This is a genomic window from Corallococcus sp. 4LFB (assembly GCF_046520365.1).
GTDB classification, from domain to species: Bacteria; Myxococcota; Myxococcia; order Myxococcales; family Myxococcaceae; genus Corallococcus; species Corallococcus caeni.
Genome location: NZ_JBKGHJ010000035.1, coordinates 1 through 12,722 on the forward strand (window position 1 = coordinate 1; position 12,722 = coordinate 12,722).

12 protein-coding genes are annotated in these 12,722 nt (G+C 73.0%); 8 read left to right on the forward strand and 4 right to left on the reverse strand.

Features of this window, described 5'->3' with window-relative positions; translation table 11 throughout:
• Positions 1–235, forward strand: a 235-nt coding sequence (locus ACLEQD_RS06320) for a helix-turn-helix domain-containing protein (protein WP_410382525.1), incomplete at its 5' end; no start/stop codon positions are given.
• A 7-nt stretch (positions 236–242) separates the two neighbouring features.
• On the opposite strand, the gene ACLEQD_RS06325 is transcribed toward ACLEQD_RS06320, so the two are convergent.
• The gene (locus ACLEQD_RS06325) at positions 243–707 is read right to left on the reverse strand and encodes a hypothetical protein (RefSeq protein ID WP_410382527.1); all 465 of its coding nucleotides are present in this window, start codon (positions 705–707) and stop codon (positions 243–245) included.
• Between the two features lie 119 nt (positions 708–826).
• Here ACLEQD_RS06325 and ACLEQD_RS06330 point away from each other — a divergent pair, with 119 nt between their 5' ends.
• Both ACLEQD_RS06330 and ACLEQD_RS06335 read left to right on the forward strand, forming a co-directional pair.
• Entirely contained in the window at positions 827–1,402 is a 576-nt protein-coding gene (locus ACLEQD_RS06330) for a hypothetical protein (protein WP_410382529.1), read from the forward strand.
• A 14-nt stretch (positions 1,403–1,416) separates the two neighbouring features.
• A complete protein-coding gene (locus ACLEQD_RS06335) occupies positions 1,417–1,998 on the forward strand; it encodes an RNA polymerase sigma factor (RefSeq protein ID WP_410382531.1) in 582 nt (193 codons plus the stop codon).
• Between the two features lie 9 nt (positions 1,999–2,007).
• On the opposite strand, the gene ACLEQD_RS06340 is transcribed toward ACLEQD_RS06335, so the two are convergent.
• Positions 2,008–4,059 carry a hypothetical protein gene (locus tag ACLEQD_RS06340; RefSeq protein WP_410382533.1) on the reverse strand — a complete coding sequence of 684 codons (2,052 nt, stop codon included), beginning with the start codon at positions 4,057–4,059 and terminating at the stop codon, positions 2,008–2,010.
• Positions 4,060–4,353: 294 nt separating this feature from the next.
• Between ACLEQD_RS06340 and ACLEQD_RS06345 the strand changes: the two genes are divergently transcribed.
• The 3 genes from ACLEQD_RS06345 (at position 4,354) to ACLEQD_RS06355 (ending at position 8,487) form a co-directional block, all read left to right on the forward strand.
• A complete protein-coding gene (locus ACLEQD_RS06345; RefSeq protein WP_410382535.1) occupies positions 4,354–6,831 on the forward strand; it encodes a heavy metal translocating P-type ATPase in 2,478 nt (825 codons plus the stop codon).
• Between the two features lie 109 nt (positions 6,832–6,940).
• Positions 6,941–7,354 carry a four-helix bundle copper-binding protein gene (locus tag ACLEQD_RS06350; protein ID WP_410382536.1) on the forward strand — a complete coding sequence of 138 codons (414 nt, stop codon included), beginning with the start codon at positions 6,941–6,943 and terminating at the stop codon, positions 7,352–7,354.
• A 41-nt stretch (positions 7,355–7,395) separates the two neighbouring features.
• Positions 7,396–8,487: a Rieske 2Fe-2S domain-containing protein gene (locus ACLEQD_RS06355; protein WP_410382537.1), complete on the forward strand. Its 1,092-nt coding sequence runs from the start codon at positions 7,396–7,398 to the stop codon at positions 8,485–8,487.
• Between the two features lie 4 nt (positions 8,488–8,491).
• Here the strand turns inward: ACLEQD_RS06355 and ACLEQD_RS06360 are convergent, their stop codons facing one another.
• Entirely contained in the window at positions 8,492–9,463 is a 972-nt protein-coding gene (locus ACLEQD_RS06360; RefSeq protein ID WP_410382538.1) for a PLP-dependent cysteine synthase family protein, read from the reverse strand.
• A gap of 174 nt (positions 9,464–9,637) precedes the next feature.
• Between ACLEQD_RS06360 and ACLEQD_RS06365 the strand changes: the two genes are divergently transcribed.
• Both ACLEQD_RS06365 and ACLEQD_RS06370 read left to right on the forward strand, forming a co-directional pair.
• The gene (locus tag ACLEQD_RS06365; protein ID WP_410382539.1) at positions 9,638–11,098 is read left to right on the forward strand and encodes an ATP-binding protein; all 1,461 of its coding nucleotides are present in this window, start codon (positions 9,638–9,640) and stop codon (positions 11,096–11,098) included.
• Positions 11,099–11,181: 83 nt separating this feature from the next.
• The gene (locus ACLEQD_RS06370) at positions 11,182–11,790 is read left to right on the forward strand and encodes a DUF2378 family protein (RefSeq protein ID WP_410382541.1); all 609 of its coding nucleotides are present in this window, start codon (positions 11,182–11,184) and stop codon (positions 11,788–11,790) included.
• On the opposite strand, the gene ACLEQD_RS06375 is transcribed toward ACLEQD_RS06370, so the two are convergent.
• Positions 11,781–12,716, reverse strand: coding sequence for a pirin family protein (locus tag ACLEQD_RS06375; protein WP_410382543.1), 936 nt, complete (start codon positions 12,714–12,716; stop codon positions 11,781–11,783). The genes ACLEQD_RS06370 and ACLEQD_RS06375 overlap by 10 nt on opposite strands.
• Between the last annotated feature and the right edge of the window lie 6 nt (positions 12,717–12,722).

Here is a 12,722-nt window from a genome sequence, read left to right on the forward strand (position 1 = left end):
CGCGCGTCGCCCCGCGGCCGGGCCGTGCCGCGGAGCCCTGGCGAAGCAGCCCTACCGCGAGGCGGTGGACCGCGTGCGCGACGCCGTGTCGCGCGACTACCTCACCGCGCTGATGCAGGAGTTCTCCGGCAACGTCACCCACGCGGCCGAGCGCGCGGGCATGGAGCGCGAGAGCCTGCACCGCCTGCTCAAGCGCTACGGCGTCCGCACGGAGGACTTCAAGCGCGGGGACTGACGGCGCCTTAGCGGGGCTCGTGCCGCGCGAGCACCTTGTCCAGCGCCTCCGCCTGCTCGCGGACGTCCGCGTCCGGGTCCTTCATCGCCCTGGCGGCGTGCGTGCGGGCCCGCGCGGCCTCCGTCTTCGCCAGCGCCATGGCCATGCACAGGTTCGCCTTCGGGTGATCCGGAGCGGCCGCCAGCGCGGGCTTGAGGACGGCCGCGGCCTGTTCGTCCTCCTGCTTCTCCAGGAGGTACATGGCCAGGACAGAGGCCGGCTCCGCCGCCGAGGGCTCTTGCCTCAGCGCCTCCCGCAGCAGCTCCGTGGCGAGGTCGCGCTCGCCGTGTTCGTCCAGCTCGTACGCCATGTCGCGGAGCTCGTCCACGGAAGCGTCCCCCTGCCGCTTCGCCTGCTCGACCAGACGCTGCGCGTTCTCAAGGTTCCCGGCGCGCAGTTGCTTGATTCCTTCGGAATACAGGGGGTTTCCCACGGTGTCCTCCAGTGCACCACGCGGTGTGTTGCACACATTCTGCGCGACTTTGGTCGAAGGGCCGCAACTTTGGGGAGGCGGTTTCCGAAAAATCGAGAAGACTTCTCCCCCAGGCCCCCATGATCATCCGCAACAACCCCGTCCGCCAGCCGCTGACCTCCGGTACGGAGTCCACCGCCGCGCGCCCCGCCCCCACCGCGCGCAACGTGGTGAAGGACTCCTTCTCCTCCGGCACCGCCGCCGCCCAGCGCACGGGCGCCGTCACGGGCGCGCCCCCGGGTGATCACGGCAAGCTGATGAGCGAGTACCTCACCGGCGCGCGCCCGCCCCCGGCGGACTTCGAGCAGGTCATGGGCTACAAGCCCTACGCCATCCAGACGAAGCACGGCCAGCGCATGCAGGATCCGCTCGGCTACGCCTCCGTCCCCGGCAAGATTGGCCCGGACAAGGAGTTCGACCCGGCGGCCAAGACGCACGACTACGGCTACGACCTGCTGCGCTACTACGACCGCAAGGGCACGCCGCTGAAGCCGGAGGCCCGCAAGGCCGCGGACGCGCAGTTCCGCAAGGACATGTTCGACTACGCGAACGACCAGAAGGGTGCGATGGCGAAGTTCAAGTTCCGCGCGTGGGCGCAGATCTACGCCACCGCGGTGGAGCTGAACTCGCGCGTGCAGGGCTACGGCCCTCCGTAGCCGCAAGGAGTCGCATGACGGAGGCTGAAGGGCCAGACGCCGCGGGGCTGCCCCCGGAGCGTGAGGAGGTGGTGGCGGCGCTCCTGGCCCACCAGCGCCGCTTCCTCGCCTTCGTGGAGCGGCGTGTGGGCAGCAGGGCCGTCGCGGAGGACCTCCTCCAGACGGCCTTCGCCCGCACCCTGGAGAAGGGCGGGGCGCTGAAGGACGGCGAGGGCGCGGTGGCGTGGTTCTACCGCCTCTTGCGCAACGCCCTCGTGGATCACCACCGCCGGCAGGCCGCGGAAGGACGCGCGCTGGAGGTGGAGGCGCGCGACGCGGACGGCGCCACCGACGACCTGGAGCTCAAGGGCGCGGTGTGCGCGTGCCTCACGGAGCTGCTGCCCACGCTCAAGCCCGAGTACGCACAACTGGTGCGCCAGGTGGACCTGGAAGGGCGCGCGGTGCCGGACGTGGCGCGCGAGGTGGGCATCACCGCCAACAACGCGGGCGTGCGGCTGCACCGCGCGCGGCTCGCGCTCAAGCGTTCGCTGGAGCGCGGCTGCGGCGCGTGCGCGGCGCACGGCTGCCTGGACTGCTCCTGCAAGCCGCGCCGCTGAGAAGGCGGCTCAGGGGCAGGTCGCCGCGTCGTCGTTGCCGCCGAGGTTCACGCCCGTCACCGGGTCGCCCTGGAACACGCTCGCCAGGAGCGCGGTGGCCCGGCACGTGGGCAGCTTCGCGTTGTCCACGACGACGAAGGCCAACGACACGCGCGCCAGCTCCGGCAGGCCGAAGTCCGTGAGCGCCCCGTTGCCCTGGAGGCTGAGGACGTCCAGCTCGCGCAGCAGCGTCAGGTCGCTGAGGGACGTGAGCGCCGCGTTGCCAAGCGACTCCAGCGTGGTCAGCCGGGTCAGCCGGTTGAAGCCCTCCAGCGACGTCAGCACGGGGTTGCCCACGGCAATCACCGCGCTCGCGCCGCGCAGGACGGGCAGCCGGTGCACGCGCTGGAGCTTCTCGTTGTACTTCACGGAGAAGTCCTGCGTGACCTGCTCCAGCAAGGGCATGTCCCCCGCGCTCACCAGCTCCTTGTTGCCCTGGATGAAGATGCGGCCCGCGTAGGAGAGGCGGGCGAACCCGGACGTGTCCGGCAGCCGGGAGTTGCCAATGAGGTGCAGCTCGCCCACGGAGCCGAGCCGGGCCAGCGGGTGCAGCACCTCCAGCGCGGTGTTGTCGCGCAGCTCCAGCGTGCCGTCCACGCGGGTCAGGTTCTCCAGGCCGGAGGGAGCCGGCATCGCCGGGTTGTTCGCCAGGCGCACGTCCCCGTGGACCCGGTCCAGGTTCACGAAGGGCGTCCGGTCCAGCCGGAGGTTGTCCTCGATGACGAGCGACCCCCGGAGCGCGACGACCTGGGGCAGCAGGCCGGGCACCACCATCGCGTTGTTCGCGCGCAGGAAGATGCTGTCGCGGGGCAGCACCGCCGCCAGCCCCTCCAGCGTGGGGAGCATGGGGTTGTCCTCCACGATGAGGCTGCGCTCGACCCACAGGGTGGCGCCCGGCGCCGTGCCCAGCGTGAGCGCGTCCAGCCGGGCGTTGGAGCGTACCGCCACGTCGCCCCCCACGAAGCGCAGGGAGGGCAGGGACAGCCGCCGCAGGCTGGCGTTGCCCTTCACCGTGAGGCTCCCCTGGATGACGGCCAGCGAGGGGAGGGAGGCATCGGAGAGCGTGGGCGCGGAGACGGTCAGCTCGCCCCGGAGGTGGGTGACGCCCTCGAGCGCGACCAGGTCCACGGGGTCCGCGACCACGAAGTTCCCATCGTGCACGCGCGTGGCCTGACACACGTACACCGTCGACATGTAGCCGCCGGGATCCAGCTCACCGTCGTCATCCCGGTCCAGGTAGGCGTCCACGCGCGTGCCGCCCCGGGGGCAGTTCGGCCCCGCCGGCTCGGCCTGCTGACGGAGCTTCAGGTCGGCCGCGTCCAGACCGCAGACGTAGTCGGTGGCTTCGATCTCCGACGTCGTGAGCGCGGAGTCGCCGTCCAGGTCCGAGCCGGCCTCCACCGCGGCGCCTCCGCGGTCATCGCCGTCGCACGGCGCGGCGAAGGCCGGCAGCGCGCGCGTGCGCGACAGGACGGGGGCCGCCTCGTTGCAGGCGTACACCTCCTGGATGATCTCCGCTTCCTCCAGCAGCCCGTTGGCGTTGGCGTCATGGCCGGCGTGCGACACCTGACCGCCCTGGGGGCACCGCTCGCCCGGGGCCACCGGCCGCACGCGCAGGAGCACGTTGGAGACCGAGGTGGCGCAGACGAACTCGGCGAGGGTCACCTCCGCGTCGTCGAGCTGGCCGTTGGCGTTCCGGTCCAGGCCGGACTCCACGGTCTGGCCTCCCAGCGCGCAGTTCACGCCGTGGGGCTCCGCCCGCGCGCGGGTGCGGACCTTGGGGATGGCGTCGTCGCAGACGTACTCGGTGGCGGTGACCTCCGCGTCGTCCAGCTCCCCGTCGCGGTCCTGGTCCAGGCCGGTCAGGACCGCGTCCCCGCCGAACTCACAGTGCTCGCCAGGGGGCTCCGCGCGCACCCGGGTCTTCGCGTCGCGCTGGGTGAGCTCCGACAGGTCGATGGCATCACAGCCGCTGACGAGCAGGGCCATCACCGCCCCCCACGTCCCCCACTTGCGTCGCATTCGATGCCCTCTCTGGTCGGGCCCCGACCGTGCCTCCCAGCTCATACGGAGGGAGTGGATTTTCCGGGCAATTCTTCCGGAGGGTGCGGTGGGCCCGACGTGCAACGCCCCGGAACTCCAGGCTGCCGGGGCTGCCTCCTACCGGAAAAGGCCCCGGGCGGACAAATCCCCCCGCCTGCCTGGTGCCCCGCCCTCCAGCAGAAGGAGCGGGGCCGCACGGGGCGGGGAGGGAGGGTTACGCATGTGTAAGAGCGCGCCGGATGCCGCGTTGGCCCGGGGAAAGGAGGCTCCACCATGACGCACCCTCATCGCCATTCCCCAGCCGTCCCTTCGCCCCACCCGCCGCCGCCCGCCAGGGAGGGAGGGCCGGCCATCGACCCGGTGTGCGGCATGGAGGTGGACCCGCGCGCCCCCCGGGGCGGCAGCTGGGAGCACGAGGGCCACACCTGGTTCTTCTGCGGGCAGAAGTGCCGCCAGCGCTTCCAGGCGGACCCCGGGCACTTCCTCCAGCCCCGGACGCCGCCACCCCCGGCCCCGCCGGGCGCCGTGTACGTGTGCCCCATGGATCCGGAGGTCCGCCAGGACGCGCCTGGGGCCTGCCCGAAGTGCGGCATGGCGTTGGAGCCCGAGGCTCCGCCCGCCCTCCAGACGCGCGTCGAGTACACCTGCCCGATGCACCCGGAGGTGGTGCGCGACGCGCCGGGCACCTGCCCGAAGTGCGGCATGGCGCTGGAGCCGCGCACGGTGACGCTGGAGGAGCCGCCGGATCCGGAGCTGCGCTCGATGACGCGGCGCTTCTGGGTGGGGCTGGCCCTGAGCGTGCCGCTGATGCTGCTGGGCATGTCGGACATGCTGCCGGGCCAGCCGGTGCAGCACGCGCTGTCGCCCGCGGCGCTCGTGTGGGCGCAGTTCGCGCTGGCGACGCCGGTGGTGCTGTGGGTGGGGGCGCCGTTCTTCCAGCGGGGCCTGACGTCGGTGCGCAACCGGCACCTGAACATGTTCACGCTCATCGCGCTGGGCGCGGGCGCGGCGTACGTCTTCAGCGTGGCGGCCACGCTGTTCCCGCACCTGCTGCCGGAAGGCGCGCGCACGGGGCATGGCGGCACCGCGCCCGTGTACTACGAGGCCGCCGCCATCATCCTCACGCTGGTGGCGCTGGGGCAGGTGCTGGAGCTGCGCGCCCGCCACGCGACGTCCGGCGCGCTGCGGGCCCTGCTGTCGCTGGCGCCCGCCATGGCCAGGCACCTCTCGGACGACGGCCACGAGGAGGACGTGCCGCTGTCCCAGGTGGTCGCCGGATGGCGCCTGCGCGTGCTCCCCGGCGGCAAGGTGCCGGTGGACGGCGAGGTGCTGGAGGGCGCGAGCGCGGTGGACGAGTCGCTCGTCACCGGAGAGCCCGTGCCGGTGGAGAAGGGGCCGGGCGCGAAGGTGACGGGCGGCACGGTGAACGGCACGGGCACGCTGGTGATGCGCGCGGAGCGCGTGGGCCAGGACACGCTCCTGTCGCGCATCGTCCAGCGCGTGGCCGAGGCGCAGCGCACCCGCGCGCCCATCCAGCGGCTGGCGGACCGCGTGGCCGGCATCTTCGTGCCCGCGGTCATCGCGGTGGCGGTGGTGACGGCCGCGGTGTGGGCCGTGTGGGGCCCGGAGCCCAGGCTCGCGCACGCGCTGGTGAACGCGGTGGCGGTGTTGATCATCGCCTGCCCGTGCGCGCTGGGCCTGGCCACGCCCATGTCCGTGATGGTGGGGACGGGGCAGGGCGCGCGCATGGGCGTGCTCATCCGCGACGCGGCGGCGCTGGAGCGGATGGCGGCGGTGGACACGCTGGTGGTGGACAAGACGGGCACGCTGACGGAGGGCAAGCCGCGCCTCGTGACGGTGGAGCCCGCGCCGGGCGTGGACGCCTCCGGATTCCTGCGCCAGGCCGCGAGCCTGGAGCGCGGCAGCGAGCACCCGCTGGCCGCCGCCCTGGTCGCGGGCGCGAGGGAGCGGGGCGTGTCCCCTGTCGGCGTGGAGGGCTTCCAGTCCGTGCCAGGGCAGGGCGTCCGGGGCCGCGTGGACGGACGCGAGGTGGCGCTGGGCAACGCGGCGCTGATGCGGAGCCTGGGCGTGGAGGTGGAGGCGCTGACGGAGCGCGCGGAGGCGCTGCGCCACGAAGGCCAGACGGTGGTGCTGGTGGCGGTGGACGGCCGCGCGGCGGGGCTGCTGGGCGTGGAGGACCCGGTGAAGCCGTCCACGCCGGAGGCCCTGGCGCGGCTCAGGGCCGAGGGCCTGCGCGTGGTGATGCTGACGGGCGACAGCCCGACGACGGCGCACGCGGTGGCGCGCAGGCTGGGCATCACGGAGGTCATCGCGGGCGTGCAGCCGGACGCGAAGGGCGACGCGGTGAAGGCGCTGCAAGCCCAGGGGCGCGTGGTGGCGATGGCGGGCGACGGCGTGAACGACGCCCCGGCGCTCGCCAGGGCGGACGTGGGCATCGCCATGGGGACGGGCACGGACATCGCCATGGAGAGCGCGGGCGTGACGCTGGTGAAGGGCGACCTGCGGGGCATCGCGCGGGCGCGCGGGCTGAGCCACGCCGTGCTGCGCAACATCCGGCAGAACCTCTTCTTCGCCTTCGTCTACAACCTGCTGGGCGTGCCGCTGGCGGCGGGCGTGCTGTACCCCGTCCTGGGGCTGCTCCTGAGCCCGCTGTTCGCGAGCGCGGCCATGAGCCTCTCGTCGGTGTCCGTCATCGGCAACGCCCTGCGGTTGCGGCGGCTGGAGTTCTAGTCCGGGCCCGCCGGCCCGCCCGCCGGCCGGGTGCGCGCGGTGGGGTGGTGATGTCCCCGCGCGTGCCCACCGTGAGGCCGGAGGCTCATGACCCGAAAGGAAGCCCCCCATGGCGAACGCCGAAGCAATGCGAAGCAAGGACGAGATGCGCGAGTGCATCGACAACTGCCTGGCCTGTCACCGCGTCTGCCTGGAGACGCTGGCGGACGGGCTCCAGCGGGGAGGCAAGCACGCCGAGCCGAGGCACCTCCGGCTGCTGATGGACTGCGCGGACATCTGCGACACGAGCGCGCGCTTCATGCTGCGGGGCTCCGACCTGCACTCGCGCACCTGCTTCGCCTGCGCGGAGGTGTGCGCCGCCTGCGCGGACGCCTGCGAGAAGATGAGCGACGAGGGGATGATGAAGGCCTGCGCGGAGGCGTGCCGCCGCTGCGAGGAGTCCTGCCGGCGGATGAGCGGTGGGGTGATGCCCCAGCCCGTCAACCCGGAGGCCGCCCAGCGCGCCGCCGACCTGCCCGCCTGAAGGGGGCGTGCACGGACGCCCGGGCCCATTAGACTGGGCGCATGAATGCCCGCGAGGAGGGGCGCGCCCCGGGCGCGTCCCCCAGTCACATCTCCGTCGTCCGGCTTCCCCACTCCTGGTTCATCCTCTGCACGTCGCGCGAGCTGGGGGACAAGCCGCTCGCGCGCACCCTCCAGGGCACGCCCCTGGTGCTCTTCCGGGGCGAGGGCGGCAGGCCCGGCGCCCTGGTGGACCGCTGTCCGCACCGCAACGTGCCCCTGTCGCTGGGGCGCGTGAAGCAGGGGCAGCTGGAGTGCGGCTACCACGGGTGGCGCTTCGACACCGGCGGCCAGTGCCGGCTCATCCCGGGCCTGGTGGGTGAGCCCGAGGCCCGCTCCCGCTGCGCCGCGTCCCACGCGACGCGCGAGCAGGACGGCTTCGTCTGGGTCTACTCCACGCCCGGCGTGGAGCCCACGACGGAGCCCTTCCGCTTCCCGCTGCTGGACGCGGCGGACTACACCACCGTGCGCCGGGTGCTGCGCGCGCCGGGGTCGCTGCACGCCGTGCTGGAGAACACGCTGGACGTGCCGCACACGGCCTTCCTCCACGGCGGCCTGTTCCGCACCGCGGAGAAGAAGAACGAAATCGACGTGGTGGTGCGCCGGAGCGCGGACCGCGTGGAGGCGGAGTACCTGGGCGAGCCCGCGCCCAAGGGGCTCGTGGGGAAGCTGCTCGCGCCGGGCGGCCAGGTGGTGCAGCACTTCGACCGCTTCCTGATGCCCTCCATCGCGCAGGTGGAGTACCGCATCGGGGACAGGAGCCACATCCTGGTCAACTCCGCCATGACGCCGGTGGGGGACTGGGACACGCTCGTGTACGCGGTGGTGACGTTCAAGCTGCCCGTGCCGCGCTGGCTGCTCAAGGCCGCGCTGCCCTTCGTGCTGCCGGTGGGCCTGCACATCTTCGGACAGGACGCGCGCATCCTGGAGCGGCAGACGGACTCCATCCGCCGCTTCGGCACGGAGGCCTACGCCTCCACCGAGATCGACGTGCTGGGGCCCAGCATCCTGCGCCTGATGCGCGCCCAGGAGCGCGAGCGCACGTCTCCGCCGCCGGACACGGTGCACGAGTCGCGCGTGCGCATGCGCACCTGAGGCCTCAGCCGGCCTTGGACGCGGGGGCGGGCGTGGGCCGGGGCTGCACGAGCTCCGTGGAGAAGTAGCGCTCCATGCGGTCCGGGAACACCGTCACCACCTGGGCCTGCGGGCCCAGCTGCTTCGCCGCCTCCGTCGCCGCCGCGTAGTTGAGGCCGGAGGACGGGCCCACCGGGAAGCCCCGCCGGATGAGCGCCCGCGCGGTGCGCATGGCCAGGTCGTCCGACACGTCCAGCTCCACCCGGCCCGGCATGTCCGCCTCGCGGTACAGCCGCGACAGGCCGTCCACCACGCCCGGCACGCGCGCGCTGAAGCTGCAACACTCGATGTCGCAGCCCAGCCCGGAGATGGGCCGCGCCACGAAGGGCGTCACCGGACAGCCGGCTTCCGCGAACGCCTGGTACAGCCCCACGATGGTGCCGCCCGTGCCCACGCCGCTCACCACGCCGTGCACCAGCCCGCCCGGCACCTGCGACAATATCTCCTGCCCCGTCCACACGCGGTGCGCCTCCGCGTTGTCGGGGTTCTCGAACTGGCGGGGCGCGTAGCCGCCGCGCTCCTTCGCCAGCGCCGCCGCCCGCGCGATGGCGCCCCGGATGCCCTCCGAGCGCGGCACGAGCTCCACCTCGCCGCCGTAGGCGCGGATGGCGATGAGCCGCTCCTCCGTCACGCCCTCCGGCATCACCGCCGTGAAGCGGCACCCCATCTGCGCGCTCGCCAGCGCCATGGCGATGCTGGTGGAGCCGCTGGACGCCTCCACCACGTCGCCGCCCGGGCACAGCTCCCCCAGCCGCCACGCCTTCTCCAGCATGTACCGGGCGATGCGGTCCTTGGTGGACCCACTGGGGTTGAGGAACTCCAGCTTGCACCAGATGGTGGGGCCTTCCGGGTCCAGCCGCACGGGCACCAGCGGCGTGGGCCCCACGGCCTGGAGGAAGCGGCCATCAGCGGGAAGCGGGCGGCAGGGAGGGCGCATGACCCATCCCTATCGCGAAAAGCGCTGGCGGGGGAGTCGCCCTGTCGTCCAGCGAGCGCCGGCGGCCGGCCGTTCCCCCGGCTGCTCCGTCGGAGAAGACATTTTCCCACGTGTGACACTTGGCGCGTCCCGGGCCAGCCATTACGAAGGAGGGCCACGGCCTCTTTCGCACGCATGCCTTCCGCACCCATCATCCTCAACGTCAACGACGACCTGGCCAGCCGCTACGTCACGTCTCGCGTGCTGTCCCTGTCGGGCTTCCAGGTGCTGGAGGCGGGCACGGGCAGGGAGACGCTGGCGCTCGCGGACGAGCGGACCGACCTGGTCATCCTGGACGTCCGCCTGCCGGACATGAGCGGCCTGGAGGTGTGCCGGCGCCTGAAGGCCTCTCCGCGCACGCGCAGCACGCTGGTGCTGCACCTGTCCGCGCAGGCGGTGGGCCCCGGGGACCGGGCCCAGGGGCTGGAGCACGGCGCGGACGCGTACCTGGTGGCGCCGGTGGACCCGGAGGAGCTGGTGGCCCAGGTGCACGCGCTCCTGCGCCTGCGCCGCGCCGAGCGCGAGGTGCGCGTCCTCTCCGACCAGGTGCAGCAGCAGCGCCGCCTCCTGGAGCTGGCCATGGGGTCGGCGGCGGACCCCATCGCGCTCTATGACGGGGACGGGACGCTCATCTTCGCCAACCAGGCGGTGGCCACGTCGCGCGGCTCGCACCACGTGCACGTCCCGGGCAGGACCATGGACGCGCTGCGCGCCATGGACCCGCAGCTGGAGCCGTTCGCGAAGTCGCTGGACGCGGCGCGGCGCACGGGCCAGGTGCAGCGCGGCCGCATCACCCTGTCCTCGGACACGGGCGTGCGGCACTTCGAGTACACGATGTCGCCCGCCACCGGGCCCACGGGCGCGGTGGAGGCCGTCATCGCCACCGGCCAGGACATCACGGAGCTGCGCAACGCGGAGGACTTCCGCGAGCAGTTCATCGGCATCCTGGGCCACGACCTGAGAAACCCCCTCAACGCGCTGTCCATGTCCGCGCAGCAGCTCCAGCGCCAGGGCGAGCTGTCCGACCGCCAGCGCGTCTTCACCGAGCGCATCCTCACCAGCGCCGAGCGCATGGAGCGGATGATCCGCCAGCTCCTGGACTTCGCCCGGGCACGGCTGGGCGCGGGGCTGCCGGTGGTGCGCTCGCGCTGCGACCTGTTCGACGTGGTGCGCGGCGCGGTGGACGAGTCGCGCGCCAGCCAGCCCCACCGCGAGGTGCTGCTGGACCTGCGCGGCGACGGGCGCGGCGCGTGGGACGCGGACCGGCTGGAGCAGGTGGTGACCAACCTGGTGTCCAACGCGCTCAAGTTCAGCCCGCCGGAGTCGCCCGTGCGCGTGAGCGCGGAGGGCCTGGCCTCCGAGGCCGTGCTGCGGGTGCACAACCTGGGCGCGCCCATCCCGGCGGAGCAGCTGCCGAACCTCTTCGCCGCGTGGCGCCGCGCCGGCCGCAGCGACCGCGAGCGCGGCGTGTCCGCGGGGCTGGGGCTGGGGCTCTACATCACCGAACAGCTCGTGAAGGCCCACGGCGGCACCGTGCAGGTGAGCTCCACGGAAGCCCAGGGGACGACCTTCACGGTGCGGCTGCCGCGAGGCTGAAAAAGCTACGGCTCTGACGACTCGTGGACGGAAGCGTTGCGTCGGCCCTTCCGGATGCGCAGGGGCGCCTCCACCCTGGGGGCATGGTCCCATCCGAAAAGCAAATCTTCGCCCAGAGCGTGGAAGCCCTCTTCGTGCGTGCGCTGGGGCCGTACCTCACGCGTGACGGACGCCAGAAGCTGAAGGCCGCGGGCCTGAGCCTCTCCGAGCCGCTGCGCCCCCACTACTCGCTGGAGCAGTGGCGCGTCTTCCTGGACGTGGCCGCGCGGGACGTCTTCCCCGGCCAGCCCCTGGAGACGGCCTACCTGGAGCTGGGCGCCCGCTACCTGAAGGGCTTCCAGCAGACGTCCGTGGGGCGGGCGAGCATGCAGCTCGTGACGCACCTGGGGCCGCGCAAGACGCTGGAGCGCGTGCCGTACAACCTGCGCGCGGGCAACAACTTCAACGAGGTCCGGGTGGAGGAGCTGTCCGGGGAGGACGCCACCCTGTGGGTGAAGGACGTGCTGGCGGACAACCCCTTCTTCGCCTGCGGCTTCCTGGCGGAGACGCTGCGCGCGTCGGGCGCGGGCTCACCGGAGGTGAAGCCCATCGCCTTCGACGGGACGGCGGCGACGTACCGGCTGACGTGGTCGCAGGCGAAGTCGCAGCGGCCCGCGGGCACGCTGGCGCCGGTGCGCCGGCTCTACGGGTAGCGCACGGGCGCGGGCGGATCCTCCGGCGGCAGGGGGATGAACTCCGTCTCCTTCGGCACGGGGGCGAAGCGCCCTTCCTTCCAGTCCGCCTTGGCGGCCTCCAGGCGCTCCTGGGAGGACGACACGAAGTTCCAGAAGAGGTAGCGCGGGCCGTCCATGGGCTCGCCGCCCAGGAGCATCATCCGCGCGGAGGACTCCGCCTTGAGGACAATCTCGCTGCCCGGCTTGAACACCAGCAGCTCGCCCGGCTGGAAGCGCGTGCCCTCCACGTCCAGGGTGCCCTCCACGAGGTAGAGGCCCCGCTCCTCGTACTCGGCGGAGAGCTTCAGGCGCGCTCCCGCCTCCAGCTTCGCGTCCGCGTAGAACAGGTCGGAGTGGGCGCGCACGGGGGACTTGCCGCCGTGCATCTGGCCCGCGATGACGGTCAGGTGGACGCCCTCGCCGTCGATGACGGGGAGCGTGTCCGCGGGGTGGTGGACGAAGGCGGGGGCGACCTCCTCATGTTGCTTGGGGAGGGCCACCCAGGCCTGGATGCCGAAGAGGCGGCCGCCGGCGGCGCGCGTGTCCGGGGCGGTGCGCTCCGAGTGGGCGATGCCCTGGCCGGCGGTCATCCAGTTCACGGCGCCGGGGCGGATGGGCTGCACGAAGCCCAGCGAGTCGCGGTGGAGGATTTCGCCCTGGAAGAGGTAGGTGACGGTGGACAGGCCGATGTGCGGATGCGGGCGCACGTCCAGGCCGCGGCCGGGGTCGAAGTCCGCGGGGCCCATCTGGTCCAGGAAGATGAAGGGGCCGACCATGCGGCGGCGCGCGGAGGGCAGGGCGCGGCGGACGTGGAAGCCGTCGCCCAGGTCGCGCACGCGCGGGACGATGAGCGTCTCCAGCGAGGGCGGGGGCTCACGGCCCTGCAGGTCTTCATCCCAGCTCATGGTGTG

Bases quoted from the DNA above. Each gene is read 5' to 3' on its own strand.
- ACLEQD_RS06355 (WP_410382537.1), top strand. From the start codon at position 7,396: ATGAATGCCCGCGAGGAGGGGCGCGCCCCGGGCGCGTCCCCCAGTCAC.
- ACLEQD_RS06330 (WP_410382529.1), top strand. From the start codon at position 827: ATGATCATCCGCAACAACCCCGTCCGCCAGCCGCTGACCTCCGGTACG.
- ACLEQD_RS06375 (WP_410382543.1), bottom strand. From the start codon at position 12,716: ATGAGCTGGGATGAAGACCTGCAGGGCCGTGAGCCCCCGCCCTCGCTG.
- ACLEQD_RS06360 (WP_410382538.1), bottom strand. From the start codon at position 9,463: ATGCGCCCTCCCTGCCGCCCGCTTCCCGCTGATGGCCGCTTCCTCCAG.
- ACLEQD_RS06365 (WP_410382539.1), top strand. From the start codon at position 9,638: ATGCCTTCCGCACCCATCATCCTCAACGTCAACGACGACCTGGCCAGC.
- ACLEQD_RS06345 (WP_410382535.1), top strand. From the start codon at position 4,354: ATGACGCACCCTCATCGCCATTCCCCAGCCGTCCCTTCGCCCCACCCG.
- ACLEQD_RS06335 (WP_410382531.1), top strand. From the start codon at position 1,417: ATGACGGAGGCTGAAGGGCCAGACGCCGCGGGGCTGCCCCCGGAGCGT.
- ACLEQD_RS06350 (WP_410382536.1), top strand. From the start codon at position 6,941: ATGGCGAACGCCGAAGCAATGCGAAGCAAGGACGAGATGCGCGAGTGC.
- ACLEQD_RS06370 (WP_410382541.1), top strand. From the start codon at position 11,182: ATGGTCCCATCCGAAAAGCAAATCTTCGCCCAGAGCGTGGAAGCCCTC.
- ACLEQD_RS06340 (WP_410382533.1), bottom strand. From the start codon at position 4,059: ATGCGACGCAAGTGGGGGACGTGGGGGGCGGTGATGGCCCTGCTCGTC.